The sequence below is a fragment of the Sorangium sp. So ce1504 genome (assembly GCF_051521635.1).
In the GTDB taxonomy this organism is placed as follows: domain Bacteria; phylum Myxococcota_A; class Polyangia; order Polyangiales; family Polyangiaceae; genus Sorangium; species Sorangium cellulosum_B.
Genome location: NZ_CP150365.1, coordinates 6,924,701 through 6,950,097, shown reverse-complemented (window position 1 = coordinate 6,950,097; position 25,397 = coordinate 6,924,701). Strand labels below are relative to the sequence as shown.

Annotated in this window: 24 protein-coding genes; 14 read left to right on the top strand and 10 right to left on the bottom strand. The window is 72.0% G+C overall.

Annotated features, from left to right (window positions below; translation table 11 throughout):
* The first annotated feature begins 95 nt into the window (after positions 1–95).
* Both WMF39_RS26080 and WMF39_RS26075 read left to right on the top strand, forming a co-directional pair.
* Positions 96–1,094: an SDR family NAD(P)-dependent oxidoreductase gene (locus tag WMF39_RS26080; RefSeq protein WP_437739188.1), complete on the top strand. Its 999-nt coding sequence runs from the start codon at positions 96–98 to the stop codon at positions 1,092–1,094.
* 77 nt (positions 1,095–1,171) lie between these two features.
* On the top strand, positions 1,172–2,317 hold the full coding sequence (locus WMF39_RS26075) for a DegT/DnrJ/EryC1/StrS family aminotransferase (RefSeq protein ID WP_437739187.1): 1,146 nt from the start codon (positions 1,172–1,174) through the stop codon (positions 2,315–2,317).
* On the opposite strand, the gene WMF39_RS26070 is transcribed toward WMF39_RS26075, so the two are convergent.
* Complete coding sequence (locus tag WMF39_RS26070; RefSeq protein ID WP_437739186.1) at positions 2,306–3,016, bottom strand: nucleotidyltransferase family protein; 711 nt, start codon at positions 3,014–3,016, stop codon at positions 2,306–2,308. The genes WMF39_RS26075 and WMF39_RS26070 overlap by 12 nt on opposite strands.
* A gap of 189 nt (positions 3,017–3,205) precedes the next feature.
* On the opposite strand from WMF39_RS26070, the gene WMF39_RS26065 reads away from it, so the two are divergent.
* The gene (locus tag WMF39_RS26065) at positions 3,206–3,556 is read left to right on the top strand and encodes a hypothetical protein (protein ID WP_437739185.1); all 351 of its coding nucleotides are present in this window, start codon (positions 3,206–3,208) and stop codon (positions 3,554–3,556) included.
* 10 nt (positions 3,557–3,566) lie between these two features.
* Complete coding sequence (locus WMF39_RS26060) at positions 3,567–3,935, top strand: hypothetical protein (protein WP_437739184.1); 369 nt, start codon at positions 3,567–3,569, stop codon at positions 3,933–3,935.
* Positions 3,936–3,962: 27 nt separating this feature from the next.
* On the opposite strand, the gene WMF39_RS26055 is transcribed toward WMF39_RS26060, so the two are convergent.
* Complete coding sequence (locus WMF39_RS26055; RefSeq protein ID WP_437739183.1) at positions 3,963–4,700, bottom strand: tetratricopeptide repeat protein; 738 nt, start codon at positions 4,698–4,700, stop codon at positions 3,963–3,965.
* 163 nt (positions 4,701–4,863) lie between these two features.
* Here WMF39_RS26055 and WMF39_RS26050 point away from each other — a divergent pair, with 163 nt between their 5' ends.
* The 3 genes from WMF39_RS26050 (at position 4,864) to WMF39_RS26040 (ending at position 7,432) form a co-directional block, all read left to right on the top strand.
* Positions 4,864–5,289 carry a tellurite resistance TerB family protein gene (locus tag WMF39_RS26050; protein WP_157906884.1) on the top strand — a complete coding sequence of 142 codons (426 nt, stop codon included), beginning with the start codon at positions 4,864–4,866 and terminating at the stop codon, positions 5,287–5,289.
* Positions 5,290–5,410: 121 nt separating this feature from the next.
* Positions 5,411–6,268 (top strand): serine/threonine protein kinase, encoded by an 858-nt coding sequence (locus WMF39_RS26045; RefSeq protein ID WP_012237410.1) that lies wholly within the window; start codon positions 5,411–5,413, stop codon positions 6,266–6,268.
* A 48-nt stretch (positions 6,269–6,316) separates the two neighbouring features.
* Positions 6,317–7,432, top strand: coding sequence for a pyridoxal-phosphate-dependent aminotransferase family protein (locus tag WMF39_RS26040; protein ID WP_437739182.1), 1,116 nt, complete (start codon positions 6,317–6,319; stop codon positions 7,430–7,432).
* 16 nt (positions 7,433–7,448) lie between these two features.
* Here WMF39_RS26040 and WMF39_RS26035 read toward each other — a convergent pair whose 3' ends face one another.
* Positions 7,449–8,057, bottom strand: a complete 609-nt coding sequence (locus WMF39_RS26035) for an FKBP-type peptidyl-prolyl cis-trans isomerase (RefSeq protein ID WP_437739181.1) — start codon at positions 8,055–8,057, stop codon at positions 7,449–7,451.
* A 121-nt stretch (positions 8,058–8,178) separates the two neighbouring features.
* Here WMF39_RS26035 and WMF39_RS26030 point away from each other — a divergent pair, with 121 nt between their 5' ends.
* From WMF39_RS26030 to WMF39_RS26010, 5 genes are all read left to right on the top strand, one after another.
* The gene (locus tag WMF39_RS26030; RefSeq protein WP_437739180.1) at positions 8,179–10,029 is read left to right on the top strand and encodes a hypothetical protein; all 1,851 of its coding nucleotides are present in this window, start codon (positions 8,179–8,181) and stop codon (positions 10,027–10,029) included.
* Between the two features lie 15 nt (positions 10,030–10,044).
* Positions 10,045–11,094: a matrixin family metalloprotease gene (locus WMF39_RS26025; RefSeq protein ID WP_437739179.1), complete on the top strand. Its 1,050-nt coding sequence runs from the start codon at positions 10,045–10,047 to the stop codon at positions 11,092–11,094.
* On the top strand, positions 11,033–12,346 hold the full coding sequence (locus tag WMF39_RS26020; RefSeq protein ID WP_437739178.1) for a hypothetical protein: 1,314 nt from the start codon (positions 11,033–11,035) through the stop codon (positions 12,344–12,346). The genes WMF39_RS26025 and WMF39_RS26020 overlap by 62 nt, the downstream gene beginning before the upstream one ends.
* 380 nt (positions 12,347–12,726) lie before the next feature.
* Positions 12,727–13,359: a TetR/AcrR family transcriptional regulator gene (locus tag WMF39_RS26015; protein ID WP_437739177.1), complete on the top strand. Its 633-nt coding sequence runs from the start codon at positions 12,727–12,729 to the stop codon at positions 13,357–13,359.
* Positions 13,356–14,300 carry an alpha/beta fold hydrolase gene (locus WMF39_RS26010; protein WP_437739176.1) on the top strand — a complete coding sequence of 315 codons (945 nt, stop codon included), beginning with the start codon at positions 13,356–13,358 and terminating at the stop codon, positions 14,298–14,300. Before WMF39_RS26015 ends, WMF39_RS26010 begins: the two co-directional genes overlap by 4 nt.
* A 32-nt stretch (positions 14,301–14,332) precedes the next feature.
* Here the strand turns inward: WMF39_RS26010 and WMF39_RS26005 are convergent, their stop codons facing one another.
* From WMF39_RS26005 to WMF39_RS25995, 3 genes are read right to left on the bottom strand one after another with little or no spacing between them, the layout of a single operon-like run.
* Positions 14,333–15,262 carry an aldo/keto reductase gene (locus WMF39_RS26005; RefSeq protein ID WP_437739175.1) on the bottom strand — a complete coding sequence of 310 codons (930 nt, stop codon included), beginning with the start codon at positions 15,260–15,262 and terminating at the stop codon, positions 14,333–14,335.
* Between the two features lie 57 nt (positions 15,263–15,319).
* Positions 15,320–16,153, bottom strand: coding sequence for an ABC transporter permease (locus tag WMF39_RS26000; protein ID WP_437739174.1), 834 nt, complete (start codon positions 16,151–16,153; stop codon positions 15,320–15,322).
* Positions 16,146–17,015 (bottom strand): ABC transporter ATP-binding protein, encoded by an 870-nt coding sequence (locus tag WMF39_RS25995; RefSeq protein WP_437739173.1) that lies wholly within the window; start codon positions 17,013–17,015, stop codon positions 16,146–16,148. The genes WMF39_RS26000 and WMF39_RS25995 overlap by 8 nt, the downstream gene beginning before the upstream one ends.
* A 666-nt stretch (positions 17,016–17,681) precedes the next feature.
* On the opposite strand from WMF39_RS25995, the gene WMF39_RS25990 reads away from it, so the two are divergent.
* On the top strand, positions 17,682–18,908 hold the full coding sequence (locus WMF39_RS25990) for a PAS domain S-box protein (RefSeq protein ID WP_437739172.1): 1,227 nt from the start codon (positions 17,682–17,684) through the stop codon (positions 18,906–18,908).
* Between the two features lie 76 nt (positions 18,909–18,984).
* Here the strand turns inward: WMF39_RS25990 and WMF39_RS25985 are convergent, their stop codons facing one another.
* From WMF39_RS25985 to WMF39_RS25970, 4 genes are all read right to left on the bottom strand, one after another.
* Complete coding sequence (locus WMF39_RS25985; RefSeq protein WP_437739171.1) at positions 18,985–19,908, bottom strand: LysR substrate-binding domain-containing protein; 924 nt, start codon at positions 19,906–19,908, stop codon at positions 18,985–18,987.
* A 319-nt stretch (positions 19,909–20,227) separates the two neighbouring features.
* On the bottom strand, positions 20,228–20,464 hold the full coding sequence (locus WMF39_RS25980) for a hypothetical protein (protein WP_272093661.1): 237 nt from the start codon (positions 20,462–20,464) through the stop codon (positions 20,228–20,230).
* 646 nt (positions 20,465–21,110) lie between these two features.
* Positions 21,111–23,156, bottom strand: coding sequence for an OPT family oligopeptide transporter (locus tag WMF39_RS25975; protein WP_437739170.1), 2,046 nt, complete (start codon positions 23,154–23,156; stop codon positions 21,111–21,113).
* Between the two features lie 384 nt (positions 23,157–23,540).
* Positions 23,541–24,368, bottom strand: a complete 828-nt coding sequence (locus WMF39_RS25970; protein WP_437739169.1) for a type 1 glutamine amidotransferase domain-containing protein — start codon at positions 24,366–24,368, stop codon at positions 23,541–23,543.
* Between the two features lie 75 nt (positions 24,369–24,443).
* Between WMF39_RS25970 and WMF39_RS25965 the strand changes: the two genes are divergently transcribed.
* Positions 24,444–25,358, top strand: a complete 915-nt coding sequence (locus tag WMF39_RS25965) for a LysR substrate-binding domain-containing protein (RefSeq protein WP_437739168.1) — start codon at positions 24,444–24,446, stop codon at positions 25,356–25,358.
* Positions 25,359–25,397 lie beyond the last annotated feature (39 nt).

Sequence of the window (25,397 nt, the reverse complement as noted above, 5' to 3'; positions counted from 1 at the left end):
AGCGCCGCGCGCGGGAGTGCGCTGCCGGGCGCAAACGGGCGCGCCGCCTCGGTACGCGCTTGACGCGCGAACCCGCAGGGGCCACGGACGCGGCCGTGAGCGAAGGCTTCTATCGCGGCAAGCGCGTCGTGGTGACCGGCGCCGGCGGGTTCATCGGCAGCCACCTCGTCGAGGCGCTGGTCCGGGAGGGCGCGCGCGTGAGGGCGCTCGTCCGGTACACGTCGGGCTCGCGGCGCGGGCACCTCGACCGGCTCCCCGAGGACGTCCTCGCGGAGGTCGAGGTCGTCCCCGGCAACGTGGAGGACGCGGGCGCGGTCCGGTCGCTCGTGCGCGGCGCCGACGTCGTGTTCCACCTCGCGGCCCTGATCGGGATCCCGTACTCGTACGTGGCCCCGCAGCAGTACGTGGCGACCAACGTGCAGGGCACGCTGAACGTCCTCGAGGCGGCGCGCGAGCACGGCGCGCGCGTCGTCCACACGTCGACGAGCGAGACCTACGGCACCGCGCGCTACACGCCGATCGACGAGGCGCACCCCCTGACCGGCCAGTCCCCGTACTCGGCCACGAAGATCGGCGCCGACAAGCTCGCCGAGAGCTATCACCTCTCGTTCGGCCTCGAGGTGGCGACCATCCGGCCGTTCAACACCTACGGCCCGCGGCAGTCGTCGCGCGCGATCATCCCGAGCGTGATGCAGCAGCTCGCCGCCGGCAGCGCCGCGCTCCGCATCGGCAGCACCGCGCCGGTGCGGGACCTCAACTTCGTGGCCGACACCGTCGCCGGCTTCCTCCTCGTCGGATCGAGCGCGCGGGCCGTGGGGCAGACGCTCAACGTCGGGAGCGGGCGCGCCATCTCCATCGGCGATCTGGTCCGCCTCATCTTCGAGGTGACGGGCAAGCGCGCGGAGCTCGTGACGGACGAGGCCCGGGTGCGCCCCGACGCGAGCGAGGTCATGGTGCTGCTCGCCGATTTCCGTCGCGCCGCGGAGCTCGTCGGCTACGCGCCCCGCGTGCCGCTCGAGGAGGGGCTCGCGCGGACGTACGCCTATGTCGAGCGTCACCTCACCGATTACCGGCCGCGCGAGTACGCGATCTGACGCGCGCCGCCGCGCGGCCGTGGGTCAGCGCCTCGCGCGCCCTCTCCGCGAGGCGCCGGCTGGATGGATGGAAGGCCATGTGGAAGATACCTCTCAGCGATCTCTCGTTCGGGCCTGAAGAAGCCGAGGCCGCGCGGCAGGTCGTCGCGTCGGGCTGGTTGACGATGGGAGAGCGGACGGCGCAGTTCGAGCGGGAGCTCGGCGAGGCGCTCGGCACCCCGAGGGTGCTCGCCGTGACGAACTGCACCGCCGCGCTGCACCTCGCGTACACCGCGCTCTCCGTGGGCCCCGGCGACGAGGTGATCTGCCCGAGCCTCACGTTCGTGGCGACCGCCAACGCCGCGCTCCTGTGCGGGGCCAACGTGGTGCTCGCCGACATCGTCGGCGGCGACGACCTCAGCGTCGATCCCGCCGACATCGTCCGCAAGATCACCCCGAGGACGCGGGCGATCGCGGTCGTCCATTACGCCGGCTACCCTTGCGACATGGACGCGATCTGCGCGATCGCGGCCGAGCGGGGGCTCGCGGTGGTCGAGGACGCGGCGCACGCGCCGCTCGCGAGCTACCGGGGCAGGGCGCTCGGGACGCTGGGGGACGTGGGCTGCCTGAGCTTCTTCTCGAACAAGAACCTCGCGGTCGGCGAGGGGGGCGCCGTGATCGCGAGGGACGACGAGCTCCACGCGCGCATGCGGCTCCTCCGCGCGCACGGGATGACGACGCTCACCCTCGATCGGCACAAGGGGCACGCGTTCACCTATGACGTCGTGGACGCGGGCATGAACTACCGCATCGACGAGATCCGCAGCGCCATCGGCCTCGTGCAGCTCGGCCGGCTCGCGGCGGGCAACGCGCGTCGGCGCGCGCTCGCGGCGCGCTACCACGAACGCCTCGCCGGGGTGCGGGGCCTCGGGCTGCCGTACCGCGACTTCTACGCGCGCGGGCTGGGGGAGAGCGCGCACCACCTCATGCCGGTGCTCCTGCCCGAGGGCACCTCGCGCGAGGCCGTGATGGAGGCCATGAAGGCGCGCGGGGTCCAGACGAGCGTGCACTACACGCCGATCCACCGCTTCTCGCACCACGGCGCCTCCGACCGGGTGCGCAAGGAGGGGCTCTCGCGGACGGACGCGATCGCGGGCCGCGAGCTCACGCTGCCGCTCCACCCGCGCATGGCCGACGCCGACGTCGACGCCGTGTGCGAGGCGCTCGCCGCGTCACTCCGGTAGGTACCGCTGCCGGTTCTTCTCGAACTCGTCCTGCGCTTCGGCGAAGTCGTCGCTCCTTCCGATGTCGAGCCAGTGGCCCCGGAAGGGGAAGGTGGCCACCGGCTCGCCGGCGCCGAGCAACGCGTGCATCAGGTCGTCGAACCCGAACGGCCGACCCTCGGGGATGAAGCGCAGCACGCCGCGGCTCATCGCGTAGATGCCCATGCTGACCCAGAACGTGTACGTCGGCTTCTCGCGGAAGCTGACGACGCGCCCGTCGGCGCCGAGGTCGAGCACCCCCAGGTCGATCTTCGAGGCGCGCTCGCAGACGGCGACGGTGAGCGGCGATCCGGTCGACTCGCCCGTCCGGTGGAGCGCGGTGAAGTCGAGATCGCTGAGGATGTCGCCGTTCATCACGAGGAAGCGCTCCGGCAGGTCCCGCTCGATGACCCGGAGCGGACCCACGGTCCCGAGCGGCGTGTCCTCGCGCTGGTAGGCGATGCGCAGCCCGTATCGGCTCCCCTCGCCGACGACCGCCTCGATGAGCGCGGCCTGATGGCCGACGCACATCACGACGTCGGTGACCCCCGCTCGCGCCAGCTGCCGGAGGAGGATCTCGACGATCGTGTGATCCCCGATCGGCATGAGCGGCTTCGGTATAAGGGCGGTGTAGGGGCGGAGCCGGGAGCCTTTGCCGCCGGCAAGCACGACTGCCTTCATGCGATGACGTATACCCACGCGCTGCCCGGACGGGTGACCATTCCGCAGAATTTCACGCTTGCCCGGCCCGCGGCGTCCTCTCCGATTGACTCTCTTCGGGCTGCTCTATTACTGGTTGGAGAGCGTCCCGCGGCAGGTCAGCCCCGGCGTGGGGCGATTCACCCCTCACAGGCGACTTGGGCAGCAATCATGACGATGGTACCTCCGTCCCGTACCCCCGCCAGGAAGCGCCGGAAGCTCGGATATCGAGGCAGCGGCACGTTCGCCATGTGCAGCGCCGGCCCGCACCCGGGCGGTCCGCTCTTCCGGCAGCTGTGCACGCTCGCCGACCGCTTCAACGCGTGCGAGGGCGATCCAGCCGCGGCGCAGATCGGGAGCGTGCTCTCGCTGCTCGCCTTCTACGCGACCAGACCGAACGACCGGGATTTCCGGTTGCCGTTCGGCTCCTTCGTCATGGATCTCGCCCTCGCCGACGAGGCGCGGGCTCGGGCGCCGGGCGCCGGGCCCGTCCCGTACGGGCGCCCGCTGCTCGCTCGCTGACCTGGGCTTCATGAGCACGCGAGAACTACCGACGCGCCCAGCGGGGCGCAGCAAGCGGACGGCATCGGCCTCGGTGGTGCTCATCGTGAGCGCCAGCGAGCAGCTCGCGGAGCGTTGCCGGCGGCTGGTCTTCGTCGAAGGCGCCGACCTGCTCGCGTGCGATCTCGTGTCGCTGCGCGGCAGCGCGGCATGGCTGAACCCGCTGGCCATCGTGATGACGCAGGACGTGCGGGCGTTCGATCCGGAAGGGTTCATGGAGCTGTCGCGGCGCATCGGCGCCGAGCTCGTGGTGCTCCCCTCCGAGAACGTGTCGGACACACAGCTCACCGCGATGATCACGGCGGCGCTGGACATCGCCCAGCGCCGCCGGACCGACTGACGGCGAAGAGCGGCGGTCGAGGGCGCGTCAGTCGCGCGGCGGGAGGACGTCGCCGGACCGGCTCGCCCGCAGGCACCCCTCGTCGAGGCCCAGCTTGCACGCCTTCGTGAACAGCTCGACCGCCTTCCGGTCGTCGCGCTTCACGCCCTCGCCCTCCGCGTGCAGATGTCCGAGCTCGACGCAGGCGGGGGCGTTCCCGCGCTCGCAGACGCGCTGGAACAGCGCGGCCGCGCGCCCGGGATCGGCGCTCGCGCCCTGGCCGTGGAGGTAGGCCCTGCCTGCCGCGAGGCATCCGAGGTTCGCGCCCGCGTGGCATGCGCGCGCGTGCCAGTAGAGCGCCGCCTCGTCCGCCTCGCTCGCCCCGCCGGCGCCGTCCGCGCGCGCGAGCCGATCGTGGTAGGCGTCGCCGAGCCGCAAGCAGCCGCGCGCGCTCCCCTCCGCGCACGCCTTCTCGAACAGCGTCATCGCTCGCTCCACGTCGATCGAGACGATCGCTCCGCCCAGGTACATCGATCCCAGCGTCACGCAGTCCTCGATCTGGTGGTCGGCGCAGCCGTTCGTACAGCCGACGAGATCGTCCGCCTCACAGGGCAGCCGCAGCGGCGGCGGGGCCGCCTCGGCGCTCGCCGCGGCTCGCGGCGTCGCCGCGCGCCCCTCGGGGGCAGGTCGGCCCGGATCGGCAGGGCGCCGCGCCGCGGTCGCGCTGCTGCAGCCGCAGAGGAAGAGCGCGCCGAGGAGCGACTGGGCGAGTTCGCGCACGTGCATGCTCGAACTCATGACACACAGGGAGCGCTCTCCCAATGCCGCCCCTCGGGCACATTCAACCCCGCCGCGTTTGCCCCGGGCGCGCACGTTTGCCCCGGGCGCGCGGGGTAAGGGGGGCGCTCCAGGGCTGGTCCCGCGCCGGGCCTCGGTGTACACGGAGCCGATGCCCCAGATGAGCCCTCCTCCGCTGCAAACGCTTGATGAACCGAACCTCGAGGCGCTCGTCGAGCTGATGTTCCTCGCGGCGTTCGCCGACGGCGAGTTCAGCCCGGAGGAGAAGATCCATTTCGCCCGGAGCGTAGAGTCGCTCACGGATCGACGGATCCCGCAGAGCACCATGGACACGCTCCTCCAGACCGTGGTGGAGCAGCTCCACAAGGAGGGCCGCGCGGCCCGGCTCGCGTCGCTCAAGGAACGGCTGGCCAGCCCGCAGGCCCGGAAGGTCGCCTTCTTCCTGGCCGCTCAGGTCGTGGTCGCCGACGGGATCGTCAGGAGCAGCGAGCGCGAGCTCTTGCTCGACGTCGCCGCGGCGCTCGAGCTCGATCAGGCCGAGGCCGCGGAGATCGTGCGGAAGCTCGCCGCTTCATGAGCGGCCGGCCGCCCTCGGCGCGCCGCGTGCGGGGGGACAGGGGCGCCCCCTGCGCCGCGAACGCGGGCCGCGCGCGGCGGGGTGAACGGGCGCCGGCGTTTTCGGTTACGATGGCCTCGCCGTGACCTGGTCCTCCACTGGCAGTTTCCTGATCCCGTTTCCGGTGCCGGGCTCAGCGCTGACCTCCACCCGGGGGACGTACGTGATCGGGGCGCTCATCGGCGACGGGCAGTATGGCTCGGTGTACGAGTGCAGCGGGCCGTTCGATCAGGTGTACGCCCTGAAGATGCTGCGGCCGGCGAACAAGCCCTACCAGGTCGTCAAGGAAGAGTGGTCGCGCGAGATGCTCCGCCTGGAGAGCTTCCGCCACCCGAACATCGTCTACATCCACGACGCGTTCGAGGTGAATTACCTGTTCTACCTGGCGCTCGAGCGGTGCGACACGAGCCTCCGGGCGCTGCTCGGCGCCCCGTTCCAGCCGCCGCTGCTCCTGGAGCTCGCGCGCCAGCTGCTGATGACGCTGCAGTACCTGCACGACAACGGCGTCGTGCACGCCGACCTGCACGCGGGCAACGTGCTCATCTCGCAGCTCGACCACAGGCCGCTCGTCAAGCTCACCGACTTCGGCGTGGCGCACCAGCTCGACGGCGTCACCCGCTGGTTCCGCCCGCAGGTCGCGAACCCGAAGATCCTCGTGCCAGAGCTCGTGACGGCGGGCTACACGACGACGCAGAGCGACCTCTACCAGCTCGGCCTGCTCATGTACCAGATGCACACCGGGCAACCGGCCATCGACGTGAACGTCGCCTACGAGGAGATCACGCGGCAGATCGCCGAGGGCACCCCCCGGCAGAAGGCAGAGGCGCTCGGCACGCCGCTCAGCCAGGTGATCGCCAAGCTGCTGCGCCGCCGCGACGCCTACCGCTACCACTCCGCGCGCGATGTCTGGGACGATCTGCGCCAGCTCCGCTGGGCGTAGCGCAATCTCCGCTGCGTCCCGCGCGCGTTCCGGGCTAGATCTCGCGGCATGATCGCCGCCGAAACGCCACGCGTCGTCTCGCTCACGCCCGCGGTCTTCCACCTGCCGGACGCGGTGAACCAGGTCTCCCGCACCTACGGGGAGAGCCCGATCGTCCCGCGTGGCCCCCGGCTCCGGCCGCTGCTCGACCGGGCACGGCACGGCATCGTCGAGGCCCTCGGCGCGCCCAGCTACGAGGCCATCCTCCTCACGGGCTCGGGATCGACCTCCATGGCCGCCGTGCTCGGCTCCTGCTTGCGGCGCGACGAGCGGCTCCTCGTCGTCCGGAACGGCGCCTACGGCGACCGGATCTTCGAGTACGCCGCCACGCTCGGCCAGCCGGTTGTCGACATGTGCCTGCCCTACGGCGAGAGGCCGGACCTCGCGAAGATCGAGGCCACCCTGGCGGCGGACGAGGTCGACGCGGTGGCCATGGTCTACGGGGGCACGTCGACGTGCACGTTGAACCCCTTGCCCGAGGTGGGCGCGCTTGCCCGGAAGTACGGCAAGAAGCTCCTCGTCGACGGCATCAGCGCGCTCTTCGTCGAGCCGCTGGCCCTCGAGGGCTCAGGCATCGCCGCCGTCATGGGCTCGTGCAACAAGGGCCTGCACAGCCACCCGAACCTGACGGTGGCGCTGGTCCGGAAGGACCTGCTCGCCGAGATGGAGCGGATCCCCGCCCGCGTCCCGAGCCTGGAGCTCCACAAGACCTGGCGCGCCCAGCAGGGCGGCGCGCACCCCTACACGATCGATCCGATGAGCCTCTGCCAGGTGATCGCGGCGCTCGATCACCTCGCCGCTACCGGCGGCGTCGCCGGGCGTCACGCCGTGTACCAGGCGCGCTGCGCGATCCTGCGCCCCGGCTACGAGCGCCTCGGGCTGACGATCGCGCGCTGGGAGAACATGCCGCTCCAGTCGATCGGGACGGCGCTGCACATCCCGGCCGGGCGGACCTACGACGAGATGGCGAGCCGGCTCGCCAGCGAGCCGGTCGATGGGCACGTGTTCGAGATCTACGCCGCCCAGGGGAAGCTCTCGGACCGGCTGTTCCGGATCTTCCACATGGGTGAGTACCCGCTCGAGGCCTACGAGATCTTCCTCAAGGCGCTCGCGCGCGTCGTCTGAGCGCGGGGCCCGCGGCTCACTTCGCCTCCTTGGGCGCCTCCTTCTTCTCGGCCGGCGCGGCGGGCTTGTCGCCCTTGGCCGCCTTGTCGCCCGCGGGCTTGGCCGCCTTGTCGGCCGTGGTCTTCCCGGCCTTGTCGTCCCCGGCCGCGTCCTTCGCCGCGTCGCCGACGCCGAGCAGCTCGATGTCGAAGACCAGCGTCGCCTTGGCCGGGATCTTCGGCGGGCTGCCCGCGTCGCCGTAGCCAAGGCGGGAGGGGATCGTGAGCTTGCGCTTGCCGCCCACCTTCATCCCGGCCACGCCCTGGTCCCAGCCCTTGATGACCTCCGACGCGCCGAGCGTGAACTCGAACGGCTCGCGGCCGACGGAGGAGTCGAACTCGGCGTTGTTCTTCAGCAGGCGCCCCGTGTAGTGGACGCGGACTTTGTCGCCGTCCTTCGCCTCCGGGCCGGTGCCCACGACGGTGTCTTCCTTGATGAGATCGGCGGGCTCCGGCTCGGCGGGCTTCACCACCGGCACGGCGCTGCCCGGCGGCAGATCCGGCTCGGGGACCTTCTCCTCGCAGCCCGCGACCGGGCCGAGGAGGACAGCGCAGGAGATGGCGATGACGATTTGGAGGGGCTTCATGGCGCCACGTCTTACGCACCTAGCGCGGGGCGATCAACGGTCACCCGACGCGCACGGGGCCTCCCGGCCGTCCGGGTTTCCGTTGCAGCGCTCCGGCCCGCGCGGTTAGGGTGCGGCCACCTTGGCTCGCGCGTTCTCCGTCGCTGCCCTGGCGATCGCCGAGGGGGGCGCCAATGCCGTTGGCGCGGTGCGCTTCACCTGCGCCGAGGCGGAGCTCGAGGTCGAGCTGGTCCGGGTCGCCGGCTACGCCGAGGGGTTCGCCCTGGGCGCCGTGGCGGCGCCGGTCCGCTTCGGGGTGCCCTACACCGCGATCCGCGGCCTCTTCCGGCGCGGCAAGGCGCTCTGCGTGGCGCTCGATCCGTCCGCGTGCTCGCCGCACAACTGCTTCGTCCTCGCGCGCTTCGAGGGCGATCTGCCCGGCGTGCCCGGCGTGACCTCGCCGGCGGCGATGGAGGCGATGGAGAGCGCCTACCGCGCGCGCCTCAACGCCCGCATGGCGAGCTGGATCGCGCCGGCGCCGCTCGGCGTGCTCGCGGCCGCCCTGTCCCCCGACTATCTCGCGAGCGGCCCGCTCGGGACCGCGTCGCTCGCGTGCCTCGTCGCGCTCGCGACCTGGCTCGCGCTGCGCTTCGTCGCGCGGCTCGCGACCTGGGGAGGGCCGCCCTCGGACCGCCTGCGCGACGCGCTCGTGGCGGAGATGTCGAGCCGCATGGGCTTCGCGTCGGAGCGGCTCGCGGCCGCCCTGTCCCCCGGCTCGCCGGCTGCGCCCGTGTTCGCGCCCCGCCCGACGCCGCTCGGCGAGCGGCCGGGGCGCGAACCAAGGCGCGGCGTCGAGGAGGGGATCGACGCGCTCCCGCTCCGGGCCCGCGTGCTCGTGCCCGCGGCGCTCGCGGTGATCGGCATCGTGGCGACGATGGCGTTCGTGCAGCGGTTCGCGGCCCCTCGCGATCAGCCGCCGGCCGAGCGGCAGGCGGCGCGCGGCGTCGGGCAGGCGACCCGGGGAGCCACGGCCGCGCTCCTCGCGAGCGAGGTCCGGGAGCGCGCCGAGCCGTCGTTCCCGCACTGCCTCTGCGATCGCGCCGACTCGCCGCTCTGGCGGGCGGGGGTGCCGATCCTCAGCCTGCTCGGATCGACCGGGCCGGACGACGGCGCCGGGGTGATCGCGCCGATTCTGCGGCGGGACCGCGCGGACGACGACGCGGAGAGCGAGGCCGGCGCGGGGCAGGGCGACGCCGCCGGGGAGCAGGGCGACGCCGGGGCAGAGCCGGGCGACGCTGGCCGGGACGGCGGCGCGACGCGGCCAGCGCGCGGCCGTTACGACTTCGAGCTCGCGGTCGTGAACAACAGCGGCGCGCCCGTCAGCGACTTCCGCGTGCTGCTGACGTTCGCGCGGCGCGATCGCCGCGGCGAGCGCGCCGGCATCACCGAGCGCGGGCTGTTCTGGGAAGGCGCGCTCGGGCCGGGGCGCGCGGTGAAGTGGCACGTCGAGGCGCCCGGGACGGAGGTGAAGATCGAGCCGGGCGTGACGGGCATGCTCGACGGCGAGACCGGCGTGGCGTCGCCCGACGCCTTCTTCCAGCTGACGCGGGCGCGCTACCGCGTGGTGCGCATCCACGCGGCGATGATGCTCGCCTGGCTCCGCGACCCGCGCGCCCGCGACGCGCTCGTGTCGCTCCTGCCCGCCGCACCCGCGGAGGAGGCGATGCTCGGCCGGATCCGGCGCGCGACGGCCGATGTCATCCCGTGCTCGGCCGCGGTCGTCGAGGGGCGGCTGCGCGCGTGCCTCTTCAACGGCGGCGTGAATCCGGCGCGCGGCGTGACGCTGCGCGAGGTCGCGGCGGGCGAGGGCAGCGCGCCGCGCTCCTGGCTCGTCGCGGCGACCCTTCCGGTGCACGAGGGGGTGGAGGTGACGCTGCCCCTCGAGGGGAGCGCGGCGCCCGAGGAGCTCGAGGTGGTCCCGCAGGACCGATGAGCCGATGATGGGGGAATGAAGAGAGGCTTCAGGGCCGCGCTCGGCCTGGTCGCCCCGCTCGCCGCCGCGCTGGCGCCGCTCGCGGGGGCCCGCGAGGCCGCCGCGTGGGCGCCGCTCGATCTCGATGTCGTCCCCCGCTGGCGCGAGCTGCCGGCCCGCTATCACATCAACGGGGGGACGATCCCGGGGCCGCTGTCCGGCTTCGCCGCCGCCAGCATCGAGGCCGGCTTCGCGGCCTGGTCGAGCCCCGGTTGCACGGCGTGGGAGGCCGAGCTCCTCGGCGACACGGGGGACGGCTACGACTTCGACGACGGCAAGAGCGTGTTCCTCTGGATCAGCGACGGCTGGCCTGGCGAGCTCGGGCAAGCCGACTCGGTCATCGCCGTCACGATGCCGGTCTGGGATGCCGACGGCGTCATCGGCGAGGCCGACATGATCTTCAACAACGTCGGCTTCTGCTGGAACGACACGGGCGATGGAGACTGCATCGATGTGCGATCGATCGCCACGCACGAAGAAGGGCACTTCCTCGGCCTGGGTCACACGAGCGTGCGCGGCGCGACGATGCTGGGGTTCTACCCGGGCGGCACGTCGGCGCGCACGCTCGAGGAAGACGACATCGAAGGGGTCTGCGCCCTCTACCCGATCGCCGGGACGGGCGCCGCGAGCTCGGGCGGCGGCGGCTCCGGCGCGGGCGCGATGGCGGCCTCGGGCGGAGCGGGCGGCGCGGCGTCGGGGAGCGGGGACAGGCCGAAGAGCGGCAATGTGGACGAGGCCGAGGGCGACGCCGGTTGCTCCTGCTCGGGCGCTGGCCAGCCGCCGATCGCTCCCGGCGCCCTGCCGATGACGGCGCTCGGCGCGCTGCTGGCCTTCTGGTGCCGGCGGCCGCGCCGGACGCTGCGCGAGCGGCAGCGATCGGGCGGGGTAGGAGAGCGCGCCCCCCGCGTTGTCGCGCGGACGGGTGCGCTTTACAACCCAGCGCAGCCGGGGCAAACGTCCCGCCATGCCCGAGCCGAGCACCGCAGCGTTCGAGGCGGAGGTCGCGCGTGCCCTCCGCTCCCTTGAGGCCGACAGCTCCGTATCCGCCCTCGATCCGCTCGGCGATCCGGCCGGGGCGGCGCGCGTCCTCTCGGCGGAGGGCGGCGGCGCGCCGCTGATCCTCCGGGCGGCGCCCGAGCTTGGCGCGCCGCGGCGGGAGCAGGATACGGGCTTCGGCCCGGCGCCGCGGGACCCCGTGTGGCTCCGGATCGAGCGCGGCGCGAGCGTCGTCCGGCTCGCGCCGCTGAGGCTCGCGGGCGCCCGCCACGCGCGGCCCGAGGCAGGCGGCGCCGGCGGGGCCGGGGAGGGCACGGCCGAGCCTCGCGACGCGGTGAGCGTCCAGGTGATCTCGGAGCGGCGCCCATGCTGCGGCGCACCCACGTGCGCGCGCGAGCGGACGTACGTCGCCGCCTGGCTCGCTCTCGCCGCGCCCGCGCCCGCGCCTGCGCGCGTCACGGCGGCGCGGCGTCTGCTCGTCGCCGAGGCGCAGGATCTCGAGGCCGCGCGGGCGGAGGCGCTCGTCGAGGCGGTGGCGGCGCCGCTCGCGGCCGCGCTGGGCGTCCCGCTGGAAACGGCGCGGGGTACCGAGCCGCCCGGCGCCATCGCGCCGCGGTCCCTCCCGGAGCCTGCCCCGACTCCACTGCCAGCGCTGCCGGCCGCCGCGCTGTCGCGGTTCGCGATCCGGAGCGAGGGCGAGCTCCTCGTCTTGCGGGACCACGCGAGCCACGGCCCGCGCGGCTCGGCGGCCCGCAACGCGCTCATCGGGGCCGCGCTGCTGCTCGGCGCGCTCGCGCTCTGGATCCAGGTCATGCGGAGCGTCTCCGCGGGCGACAGCGGCATCGCCATCGGCGTCGGCAGCGCCGCCGCGCTGCTCTCGCTCGCGGGCTACGCCTTCCTGGGCGTCGCCAGATTCTCGTCCCGTTACGCGGCGCGCTCCGCCCCGGTCGTGTCGTTCGGCCCGGGCCGCTTCGTCGTCGCCCCCTGGGTGAGCCGCACCGGCGCGATCGACCTGCGCCCCGAGGGCCGGCTGGGGGCGGCCATCTCCGCCGGGGAGGTCCGCGACATCCGCGTGCTGCCCCGCGGCGACCGGTTCGCGGTCGAGATCGAGACCGACCACGGGCCCATCGACGCCCTCCTCACCGAGCGCGAGGACGTCGCGCGCTACTGGCAGGACGCGATGGATCGCGCCGTCGCCTCGGTGCGCCACGCCGGCGGCCCCTCCGCCAAGCAGCGCCTCCGGGCGCGCGCCCAGGCGCAGCAGGCGCCCGCGGCGGGCTGAGCCGTACCGGCGATCACCGCCTGCGGACGACCTCGGGCGCCCTCAACCTGGGTCGCCCTCGGTCGCCCTCAACCTGGGTCGCCCTCGGTCGCCCTCAACCTGGGTCGGACGACCTTCCCTCGACCTTGAACAGCCTCGAACAGCCTCAACCTCGGTCGGGGTGCCCTCAACCTCGGTCGGTCGCCCTCAGGCCCCTCAACCTCGGTCGGGGTGCCCTCAACCTCGGTCGGTCGAGTCGCCCTCAACCTCGGTCGGTCGCCCTCAACCTCGGTCGGTTGGGTCGCCCAACCTCGGTCGGGACGCCCTCAACCCCGTTGCGTGCCGGGCTCGGGCTCGATTCCCCTTGTGCACTGCTCTGTCCCATGTAATGAACTCGTTCAGTGAACGCGTTCACTCAAAGACCCGGTCGGCGCGACGCCCAGAAAGACGCGACGCGCGCCCGGATCCTCGAGGCCGCGCGCGACCACTTCGAGCGCCACGGCTTCGAGGCCGCCAACGTCCGCGCCATCGCCGCGGACGCGGGCGTGGCCGCCGGCACGGTCCTCCTCCACTTCGCCGACAAGCGCGACCTGCTCCACGCCGCGCTGTTCGACGACCTCGCCGCCACCGCGGCCGAGGCCATCCGCGACGAGGAGCCCGGCTCCCTCGAGCAGCGGCTCCACCGGCTCGGGGCCGCCTTCTTCGCGTACTACGCCCGCCGGCCGGCCCTCTCGAAGACGCTGCTCCGCGACGCGCTGTTCGCCGACCCGCCCTGGCAGGCCCGCTTCACCGAGCAGGTCGCCGCCGTGCACGGCCGCGTCGTCGAGCTCTTCAACGCCGCCCGCGCGCAGGGGGAGGTCGCCGACGACGCCGACCCCGCGCTCTTCGGCGTCGCCTTCTTCTCCTTCTACTACTTCGCGCTGATCGCCTGGGCCCAGGGCGCGCACCCGTCGCCCATCGCCCTGCTCGATCGGCTCGTCGCTCAGCACCTCTGCGGCCTCCGCCCCGCAGCCAACGTCAGGAGGGCTCGATGACGTCATCCATCATGTTCCGCAGTCCAGAGGCGCGCGCGCGCATCGCGGCGTGGTTCGACAGGTTCCACGAGAAGCTCCCGGTCCCGACCCGATCGCGCGAGGTCTCCACCCGCTTCGGCGCCACGCACGTCCTCATCGCCGGCCCCGAGAACGCCCCGCCGCTCGTCTGCCTGCACGGCGCGCTCGCCAGCTCCGCGCACCTCATGCCCGAGCTCGGCCCGCTCCTCGCGCACTACCGCGTCCACGTCGTCGACGTCATCGGCCAGTCCGTCAAGAGCGCCGACGTCCGCCTGCCGATCGACGGACCCGCCTACGCCGAGTGGCTCACCGACGTCCTCGACGCGCTCGGCCTCGCGCGCGTCCACCTCCTCGGCGTGAGCTGGGGCGGCTTCGCGGCCCTGCGCATGGCCCAGGTCGCGCCCGCCCGCATCGACCGGCTCGTCCTGATCGTGCCGGCCGCCCTGGTGTCGGGCTCGGCGTGGCAAGGCCTCACCCGCATCGCGATCCCGATGGCCCTCTACCGCGCCTTCCCCTCGGAAGAGCGCCTCGCGCGCCTCGTCTCCGGGCTGTTCTCCACGCACGACGACATGTGGTGCTCCTACTTCGGCGACGCCGTGCGCGGCTACCGGCTCGATTTCCGCCCGCCGCCGCTCGCCACGCCCGCGTCCCTCGCCGGGTTCACGCGGCCCGCGCTCGTGTTCGGCGCCGACGACGACGTGAGCTTCCCCGGCGCGAAGCTGCTCACGCGCGCGAAGGAGCTCCTGCCGCGCGCCGAGACCGAGCTGCTCGAGGGGTGCCGCCACTCGCCCCCCACCGACGACGCCTTCCGCGCGCGGCTCTGCGAGCGGATCTCGCGCTTCCTCGGGAGCGACGCCGCGCGTGACGCCGCCGACGTCGCGCCGCCCCCCGCGCCGCCCGGGCTCGCCGCGCCGGTCGCGTGACCCTCCGCCGCGCTCCCGCCGGCGCGCGCCCCTCAGTGCCCCGACACGTCGTCGACCTGCGCGAACGCCTGAATGAGGCGCTCGCGCGCCCGCGCCGACAGCGGCGGCGCCTCGATCGAGCGCACGTTCTCCAGGAGGTGCTCCACGCTGCTCGTCCCCGACAGGATCACGTGCGCCCCGGGCTCGTCCCTGCAGAAGCGGTACGCCGCGCCCGGGAGCGACGAGGCCTCGTCTCCTTCCAGGAGCCGGTCCAGCCCCTCGTCGCCGAGCTCGGGCGACACCTTGCCGCGCGCCGCCAGATCCGCGAGCAGCTCCCGCAGCCGATCGGGCCGGCTCAGCGCGCGCCGGACCGCGAACATGATCAGCGTCCCGATGTCCTTCGCCCGCGTCAGCGGGAACACCCGCGCTCGCGCCGACTGGTTCAGAAGGTTGAACCCGACCATCACGACGTCCCACACATCGTCGCGGAGCGCCTGCTCGAGCGTCGCGTGCGTCGGATCGGCGGCGAACGCCTCCGTGATGCCGAGGAAGCGGATCTTGCCCTGCTCGCGCAGGCGCAGCAGCACGGGGACGATCCGCTCGCGCAGATCGGCGTACTGATCCGGCAGCACGCCATGCAGATGGTAGACGTCGACGTGATCCGTGCCGAGCCGCTCGAGGCTCGCATGCAGCGACGACACCACGTCTTCCGGCCGGAGCGGCGCATCGAGGCGCGTCGTCTTCTTCGTCGAGAGCACCACGCGGTCGCGCGGCACCTCGCGGAGCGCCTTGCCGATGAGCCCCTCGGTCCCGTACGCCTCCGCCGTGTCGATGAAGTTCACGCCGCGCTCGATGGCCGCACGGACGAGCCGGAGCGACTCGGCCTCCGCGATGCGCCCGGACCCGAGCCGGCTGTCGCCGCCCGCACCCAGGCCGAGCACGCTGACCTCGAGGCCGGTCCGGTCCAGGATGATTCGATTCACGATGGTCCTCTCCCTCGATGAACGGTGATCGTCACGGCGCCCACGCCGGGCCTGGGCTCACTCCTTCGGGGCGACCTTCCACGACGTGAACCGCCGCTCGACGCGCATGAGCAGGTGATTGAATGTCAGCCCGAGCGCCGTGATGGTCAAGATGCCGACATACATGCTCGGGATCTGGAAATTGTATTGCGCGTAGATGATCAGGTATCCGAGCCCCGCCTTGGCCCCGATCATCTCCGCCGCGACGAGGACGAGCAGCGAGTACGCGCCCGCCAGGCGGATACCCACGAAGATCGTCGGGACCGCGGCCGGCAGGATGACCTTGCGGAACAGCTGGAGCGGCGACAGCCCCATCGTGCGCGCCGACTTGATGAGCAGCGGATCGACCCCGCGCACCCCGCTGATCGTGTTGAGCAGGATCGGCCAGGTGCACGAGTAGATGACGAGCGCGATCTTCGAGGACTCCCCGATCCCGAGCAGCAGCAGGAACACGGGCAGGAGCGCGAGCGCCGCCGTGTTGCGCAGCACCTCGAGCAGCGGATTGAGCGCGTCCGCCACGCCCTTGTACCACCCGATCGCGAGCCCGAGCGGCACGCCCACCGAGATCGCCAGCGTGAAGCCCACGAGCGAGCGCGACAGGCTCGCCTTGATGTGGCTCAGGAGCTGCCCGTTCTGGAGCAGCTGCCACCCTGTCCCCAGCACCTCGGAGAGCGGCGGAAGGAACGCCCCCTCCACGAGGCCCACCCGCGGCGCCGTCTCCCACAGGGCAGCGACCGCGAGGAGGATCCCCGACCGCGCGATGGCGCGGCCGATCCACCGGGACGCGTCGCCCACGAGCTGCTCTTGCTGTGACTCCTCGGGCAGCGGAATCGACTGCTCCAGGCTAGCCATTGACCGCCACCACGCCCGCCACGGGGCGGCTCTCCGCCGCGCGCTTCTGCCGCTTGCTCCGCTCCTGCTCCTCGGACTTCAGCACCTCCTCGCGCAGCAGCGTCCAGATCTCGTGCCGCAGCCTGCCGAACTCCGGAGTCGACCGCGCGTCCTCATAGCCCCGGATCTCCTCCGGGATATCGATGACCCGCTTCACCCGGCCGGGCCGGGACGTCATGATCGCGACCCGCTGCCCGAGGAACACCGCCTCGTCGATGCTGTGCGTGATGAACAGGATCGTCTTGCGCGACTTCTCCCAGATCCGGAGCAGCTCCGCCTGCAGCGACTCGCGCGTCTGCGCGTCCAGCGCCGCGAACGGCTCGTCCATCATCAGCACCGCCGGGTCGTAGGCGAGGCTCCTCGCGATGGCCACCCGCTGCTTCATGCCGCCCGACAGCTCGTGCGGATACCGATCCTCGAAGCCGGAGAGGCTGACCAGATCCAGGTAATCCTGGGCGATCTCCTTGCGCCGGCTCTCCGGGATGCCCTTGGCCTCGAGCCCGAACTCGACGTTCTCGCGCGCCGTCCGCCACGGGAACAGCGCGTACTGCTGGAACACGATGCCTCGATCGAGGGCCGGGCCCGTGATCGGCTTGCCGTCGAGCAGGAGCTTGCCGCTGCTCGGCTTCGACAGGCCGCCGAGCAGATCGATGAGCGTCGACTTGCCGCACCCGCTCGGCCCGACGAGGACCATCAGCTCGCCGGCCCTCACGTCGAGGTTGAGGTCCTCGATGGCCGTGAACCGCGCGCTCTCCTTGGCGCCGGCCGGCCCCTTGACGGCGAATGTCTTGCTCACATTGTGGAACTGGATCTTGTTGCTCATGGCTCCTCCTGCTCCCGAACCTCGACGAGGGTGGGGCCCCTTCACGGACCGCCCTTCCAGAACGGGTTGAACTCGTCGGTGTACAGCTCGCTCCGCCGCACCTGCTTGAGCTCGCCGTTCTCACCAGCCAGCCGATCCACACCTGGAGCTCGCTCTCGGCGATGAGCCCCCCTTGCCGGCCACGCCCGCGCTCCGCCAGCACTTCAGCGCTGACCAGCCGAGCGAGGCGAGCGCGAGCAGCAGCGCGGCGAGGCTCCGCCAGGCGATCTCAGCGAGGGGATGGCGGCCGTCGGGGGTGGGACGAAGAGGTCCAAACGCGTTAGGAAAGTCAAGCCCATCCAGCATAGAACGACCGCAAATCCCGCAATCCGGTGCGCACCGTCGCACCGCGATGAGGCCCATTCAGGCGCGGTCGTGGAGCGCCATCCTCGACCGTTCCGCTGGCGTTGAGCACGCCCCGTACCAAGCGTGAGCCGGCTCCCTAGACGCAAATCCGCTATAACAGATGGCGGCCTGCTGCTGGAGCAGCAGGCGCTTGCTCGCGGAGTGTTGCTACAGCAACAGTGGATCCGTCCTTACGAACCCAGGGCGATCTGCGGATGGTCCGACGAAGACGAATGGCAGTTATTTCGACGTGCGCGAACGCCCAGGGTAAATTTCCACCCCATGACCGCCGCCACCACGTCATCGGGCGAAATCGACGCCGAGAAACTCGCGGGCAAGCGCGCACGCCTCTTCGAGCGAGCGCCGGTCGCGATCGTCCAGTACGGCAAGGAGCTCACGATCGAGGACTGGAACGGCGCGGCCGAGCGCCTGCTCGGCCACGCGCGGAAGGAGGCGCTCGGCCAGCGCGTGGACGAGCTCCTGCCGGCGTCCGGCAGCCCCGACGGGTGGCAGCAGCTCCTCGCGGAGGACGGGGCGGCCCCCCGGGTGTGGAGCCACGCCAGGAAGGACGGCGCCGTGCTGAGCGTCGAGTGGCGCCACGAGCGCATCCTCGACGAGCACGGAGAGGTCATCGGCGTCGGCGTGTTCGGGCAGGACGTGACGGAGCGGACCGAGCAGGCTCGTCGCCACCATCAGAGAGAGGTGATCCTGCAGGCCATCACGCAGTCGCTCCCGATCATCGTCTGGGCCATCGACCGCGAGGGGATCTTCACGTGCCACGAGGGCAAGGCGCTCGAGGGCATCGGGCTCCAGCAGGGCGCGCACATCGGCAAGAACGTGTTCGACCTCTACGCGAGCAACCCGCACGGGTGCGAGGTGCTGCGGCGGGCGCTCGCGGGCGAAGCGAGCCATTCGGAGTCCCTGACGCACGGGGTGTTCTGGGACAACTGGGAGGTCCCCATGCGCGACGAGCAGGGCGAGGTGTTCTCGGTCGTCGGCTTCACCCTCGATATCAGCAAGCCAAAGAACACCGAGCAGGAGCTCCGGTCCAGGCTGGAGCTCATCGAGCGGCAACAGCGGGTCATCCGCGACCTGTCGACTCCCATCATCCAGGTGTGGGACGGCGTGCTGACCCTGCCGATGATCGGCGTGCTCGACAGCGCCAGGACAGCGGAGGTGATGGATACCCTGCTCGATGCCATCGTCCGCACGGGCTCGCGCTTCGCCATCCTCGATCTCACCGGCGTCGAGCTGGTCGACACGAAGACCGCGAGCTACCTCCTCGATCTCGTCGCCGCGATCCGGCTGCTCGGCGCCGAGGGCATCGTCGCGGGCATCCGCTCGAACGTCGCCCAGACCATCGTCAGCCTCGGGCTCGATCTGGCCAACATCACCACCCTCGGCAACCTCCGGGCGGCGCTCCAGTACTGCATCCGTCAGATGACCAAGGAGCGCGCGGCCGGCGCGGCGCACGCTTCGCTCCACGGCGCTGCTCCGCGGCCCGCGTGACAGCGCCGCGCGGACGACCGCTCCGGCGCGGCGCTCCCTCGGCTCCCCTGCGATCCCTCACGATCGCCGCGCTGGATCACGGCTTCCGCGCCGTCGGCTTCGCCGCCTCCGCTGCCCCCATCGCCCTGGCCAGCGCGTCGACGACGACGCGGACCGCGGCGCGCGCGGGCGCCGCATAGACCGCGAAGCTCGCGCGCTTCGAGGCGCCGTACTCCGGCAGCACGCGCCGCAGCGCGCCGCTCTCGAGCTGATCCTGGACGACGTAGTCGGGGAGGTTCGCCAGGCCGACGCCGGCGACCGCGGCGTCGCGCAGCGTGATCGTGTCGCTGGAGCGGAATGTGCCGCTCACCGGGACGACGCGCTCGCCCTCGGGGCCCACGAGCGTCCACCGGGCGACAGGCTCGAGGTTGAGCGTGATGCAGTCGTGGTCGGCCAGGTCCTCGAGGCAGCGCGGCGTCCCGTGGCGCCGCAGGTACCGCGGGCTCGCGCAGAGCACGCGCAGGTCGTCGGCGAGCCGCCGCGCGACGAGGGAAGCAGGGGAGATCTCGGCGGCCAGGCGCACCGCCACGTCGATGCGCTCGGCCACCAGATCGACGATGCGGTCGGTGAGATCGAGATCGATGCGGAGCTCCGGGTACCTCGCGCGACAGGCCAGCACCGCGGGCGCGACGCGGATCGAGCCGAGGACGGTGGGCGCCGAGATGCGCAGCGTCCCGCGCGGCGTCCCGTCGAGATCCGCGACCGCCCGCTGCGCCTCCTCGATGTCCGAGAGGATCCGGTCTGCGCGCTCTGCGTACAGATTCCCTGCCTCCGTGAGGCTCACGCGGCGCGTGGTGCGCCGGAGGAGCTGCGCGCCGAGGCGCTCCTCCAGCCGCGCGACCTGCTTGCTGACCGACGACGACGTGAGCCCGAGCGCCCTCGCCGCCGCCGAGAAGCTCTGCCGTCGCGCCACCTCGAGGAACGCCCTCATCTCACCGAGGTGACCGCCCGCCGGATCCATCCCATTCGTTCCTTCCGCGACGCAATCCTCGTCGGCGGGCCAGCATTATCACACGCGCGTCCCGGATCTAGTTTTCTGGAGCGCGAGGCGACCGCCTCGCCGCGAAGGAGGCATTCATGCTCACGCAGGCTCGCGGGCACACGGGCGTCGCGCTGCTCCTCTTCATCCTGGCCGCCACCCTGGTCGCAGATCGGCTCGCGGCGACGCCCCCGGCGCAGGGCGGGTCGACCCCGCCGAGCGCGCGGTACGACCTCGCGCAGATCGATCCGCGGGGCCACGCGAACGGCGGCCCGCGCGCCGCCGGCGCCCCGGCGGCGGCTCAGGCCACCCGATCGATCGCCCCCTCCACGCCCTCCTGCTTGGAACAGTGCGCACAGCAGTAGAACGCCCCGCCGGCCTCGATGCCGTGCCCCACGATGCGGCAGGCGCAGTGGGCGCACACGGGCGCGAGCTTGTGAATCGCGCACTCGAAGCAATCGAAGGTGTAGCTCGTGCCGCCCACCATGATCTGAAATGCCTTGTCGTAGCTGTTGCCGCAGCAGTCACACGTGTTCATGGAAACCTCTCGACGGTTAGGGGATGACGTTGCGCCGCGCGCCGAGCGCGGCCGGCCCTCGCGATCACCCCGGGCTCCCTGGGGGGCTGCCCCGGCGCCGGCGGATCTTCGATCTCCGGAGAGCGCTCTCCGGGCGCCGGTGGAGGGGGCGGGGGATCCCGACGCGCCGGCTCGCCAGGATCGGGATCGCGCCGCGGGGGCTCGCGCGGCGCCGGATCCTGCACCGGCGGACCCCGTCCGGGATCGCCGACGGGCTCGGGGTTGGGCGTTCCTCGGGAGGGGGGCGCATTCACCGGCATGGACGGTTCTTTCCTCGCGCGTCCTTGGCTGACCTCGTGTTGACGCGGTGCAAACAAGGCTGCATGAACCGCGCCACGAGCGCTTCCGAGCGGAGCGGCTCGACAGCGCGACGTGCTGCGCCCGCGCGGCCTGGTACGCGCTCGCCGCGGCCCTCCACGGCGCGCATTCCTGTCACAGTGAGGCGCCGCTGCATGGCTGGGGCCGGCGCGGCGCGCCGCCAACGCACCTCCACCTTCGCGTGCGCTCGCGTGGCGAGGCGCCGTCCCGAGCACGCCCGCGCGCCGGATCGGGCTCAGCAGGCGGCCGCGAGCGAGCCGGATGGGCCCGCCCGTCGGCCGCCAGCGCGTCACTTCGGGAGGAAATGAAGGATCTGCCTGAGCGCCTTGGTGAGGCTCTCGGCTTCCAGCACGTCGGGCAGCACGAGCACGCCGAGCACGCTGAGGCCGATGCCCATCAGCGAGCCTCCGGCGATCACGCCCGCGCAGATGGCCTCGGTGTTCTCCGCGGCGAGCGCGTACCAGGGCCGCGCGGGCGGCGCGTCCGAGCGCCCGCCCGGCGCCGTCTCGCTGAGCCGTGTCTCCTGCTCGCGCTTCTTGTGCCAGAGCGCGGCGCGCCGCTCGAGCAGCCAGAAGAGGAACGAGCCGAGGAACATCGACCAGATATCGGTGAAGTTGAGGATGAACGCGAGCCCCAGGGCGACCGCGGAGAGGGGGAATCGGTTCTTCGTGACCTGCCTCGTGAGCTCGACGAGGATCCCGATGATCGCCCCGACCACCACCGCGGACTTGGCCGTCGGGTGGAGGAAATCGAGCCCCTTCATCAGCACCTCGGCGACGGCCTTCCACGTGAGCGCGCTCGGGACCGGCAGCCGCTCCGTCCCGTAGCGGCCGATGTCGCCCTGGATGAGAACGAGGTACCAGATGGGCACCGAGAGCACGAGCCCCGCGACGGTCCCGAGCACGTGCCCCATCGCCTGGTGGCGCGGCTTGCCGCCGAGCATGTAGCCCGGCTTGATATCCATCAGCAGGTTCGCTGTGTTGCTCGCGACCTCGGCGGTGATCCCGGCCGTCATCAGGTTCGTCGTGATGTTCTTCGGCGCGAGCGCGCCGTAGGTGAGCTGCGTCAGCTTGCCGAGCGCCCCGGTCGGGGTGATCGCCGTGATGGCCGTCGAGTTGACCGCGATGAGCGAGAAGATGAAGACGAGCGGGATCGCGAGCGCCCCGAGCCACCAGGAGATCCCGAACCAGAGCTGCCCGAGCACCACGATCACCACGCCGACGATGGGTATGCCGATGATCGACAGCTTCACCGGGAGCTCGATGTCCGCGAGCACGTCGGTCGCTCCACCCTTCTTGGTGAGGCCCTTGAACGCGTCGATGATCACCTTGGGCTTGGAGAAGAAGGCGTAGAGAGAGGACGTCGTCATGCACGCGACGCCGCCCCACAGCGCCCAGAGGGTGATCGCGCCGAACCCGAAATGCCCGTTCTTCGGCAGGATGATCCCGCGCTCGATCAGCAGAGGGGCGAGGATCCAGTAGTTGAGGATGCCGCCGAGGAGGAGCGACACGCCGGTCCGGATGCCCATCAGGCCGCCCGTGGCGACGAAGATGATGCTCGTGTCGAACCGGATGGTGAGCTCGTTCAGGGGGGTGCCGCGGATGGCCGGCGAGAGGCCCGAGCGCTTGAGCAGATCGGCGAAGCGCCCGCCATAGAGGAACTCGTCGTAGTAATGCGGGATGTTCTTCAGCGCGAAGAGCGCGCGCATCACCTTGTCGTCGCGGAGGAGCTCGAGCGCGGCGCTCAGGAGGCCGCCGCCGAGGAGGAGCTTCGCCTTGAAGAGGCCCTCCTTCTCGTCGCTCTCGTGCAGCGCGTCCATCACGACGCCGGCGGCCATCCCCTCGGGGAAGGGCTGCTGCTCGTCGTTGATGAAGCGCTTCTTCATCGGGAAGGCGAAGAGCACGCCCAGGATGGCGAGGACGAACATCCAGATCATCGCCTGGCCCATGGGGATGATCGTCGTCGTGACCATCGAGTAGGCCGCGAGGCTCGTGAAGAGCGGCGCGTTCATGTATCCGGCCGACGTCGCGATGGACTGCATCGCGTTGTTCTCGAGCACGGTCATGTCGCTTGCGAGGCCGAGCCTGGAGAGCACCTTGAAGAGCCCGAAGGCCAGGATCACGCTCGTGATCCCGACGCCGAGCGACCAGCCGGTGCGCGCGCCGATGTACAGGTTCGTGAGCGACAGGAACGCGCCGAGGAGCATGCCCGTGATCGCCGAGCGCCACGTGAGCTGGGGCATGTCGCCGCGGTAGACGTTCTTCAGCCACCATGCGTCCTTCTCTTCGAGCGACATGGTGTGAACCTGCTCTGGCGTGAGCTGTTTGATGGCCATTGCGCGGCGACCTCCTCGCACCTTGTACCATGGTGGGCGACGCGCCGTGCATCTCTTCGGCGAGCGCCTACGGCGCAGATCTCGCCGATTCCCCGTTCGCGCCGCCGCCCCCGCGCCCGCGGCCGATCCCGGCGAATCCATGGCGCGGCGGAATTGCTGGCTCCGTGTCACGAGGCTCGCGCCCAGCGCGCCCGCCGTCGCGTTTCGCGGGCCCGGCCGGAGGCCGTCTCAACGCCGCGGAGCGCCCCTGTCGTCCTCAACGTCGCACCGGCCTCCGATACCCGCTCTGGGACCTCCCCGCGCGACGCGCTCCCTCCACGGGGGCCTGCCGTGGGCACGGAGCCCAATCGCCGGACCTGGGGAGCGCATCGGGCGTATGACCCCTCAACGCGCCTCTGGAGGGAGCAGGCGCACCATCGCCTCGGCGACGCCCGCGGCCGACGCAGGGTTTTGCCCGGTCACGAGGCGCTCCGCGACGACGACCTGCTTCTGCCACGGCGCTGCAGGCTGGAAGAGCGCGCCGCGCTCGACGAGCCGATCCTGGAGCAGGAACGGCACCACGGCGTCGAGCTTCACCGCCCGCTCCTCTTCGTTCGTGAACGCGCTCACCGCCTTGCCGGCGACGAGGTACTGCCCGGACGAGAGGCGCACGTTCACGAGCGCCGCGGGCCCGTGGCACACGGCGCCGACGACGCCGCCGCGCTCGTAAATGCTCGCGGCGACACGCGCGAACGCCTCGTTCTCGGGGAAGTCCCACATCGTGCCGTGCCCGCCGGCGAAGAAGACAGCGGCATAGCGAGACGGGTCGACGCGGTCCGCCGGCGTGCTGTCGTGGAGGCGCCCCGCGAGCGCGCCGCCGTCGAGGAACGGAGCGCTGGCCGGCTCGACTTTGTCGAGGCCCTCGAGCGGCACGCGGCCGCCGCGGGTCGAGGCGAAGTCGACGGCGATCCCCGCCTTCGTGAACTCCACGTACGGGTGCGCGATCTCGGGCAGGTAGGCGCCCGTGCTCTCCCCGGTGGCGCCCTTCTTGTCGTGGCTGGTCATGGCGATGAGCACTCGCTGCGTCATGTTCTTCTCCTCGGTTTGCGCCTGGTTCGGGTGAGCGGTGTCGGGCGTGTTGCCGCCCGCGCACCCGGATGAGACGGCGGACAGGGCGGCGAGCAGCGTGGTCAACGCCGCGCGGCGCCCGGGGTGGCGATCCGGATTGGTCATATCCAACTCCTAGGCTCTCCGGCGCGAGCCCGGTAGACGACGACAGGGCGAAGCATTTGTACTAGGGTGTTGAGAATGGTCGCACCTTCGCTCGCCGGCACGCTCCCGAACGTCGAGGCGTTCTGCCGCACCTACGAGACGGGGAGCTTCACCCGCGCCGCGCGGCTGCTCGCGGTCACGCCGCAGGCGACGAGCCGGAGCGTCGCGCGGCTCGAGCGCAGGCTCGGCGTGACGCTCTTCCGGCGCACCACCCGGAGCCTCGCGCCGACCGACGAGGCGCGCCGCTACTACGAGCTGTGCACCCAGGCGCTCGCGCTCTTGTCCGCGGGTGAGCGCGAGCTCGCGAGCGAGCGCTCCTCCCCTGAAGGGCTCGTGCGCATCAGCGCCCCGACGACGTTCGGCCACCACCGTTTGCTCCCGGCCCTTGGCGTGTTTCGCGAGCGCTACCCCGGCATACGGGTCGACATCCACGTGTCGAACCAGAACGTCGACTTCGTTCGCGAGGGTCACCACCTCGCGATCCGCATGGGAGCGATCGCCGACAGGACGCTCGTCGCCCGCAAGCTCGGTGACTTCGCGCTCGGCGTTTACGCGAGCAGCGGCTACCTGGCCCGCCACGGCGCGCCGCGTTCGCCCTCCGATCTCGAGAAGCACACGTGCATCGCGTTCCAGATGCCGCGTTCGGGTCGGGCGCTCCCGTGGGTCTTCCACCCCGGCCCGACCACGCTCGTCCTCGACGCCCACTACCGGTGCTCGGAAGACGTGCTCGGCATCATCAGCCTCGCGCGCGCCGGCGTCGGACTCGTGCAGACGTACGACTTCCTTGTCGAGGACGACGTCGCGCGCGGCACGCTGGTGCAAGTGCTCGCGCCGTTCCGAGGCGCGAGCCGGCCGTTCTCGCTGATTCACCCCAAAGGCACCGTCCTGTCGGCCGCCGCCCGCGCGCTCAAGGCGTTCATCATCGAGCGCGAGGCGGCGCGCGCGAAGTGAGGGCATGAGCGCGGCCTGCTCCTTAAATCATCCGATCCG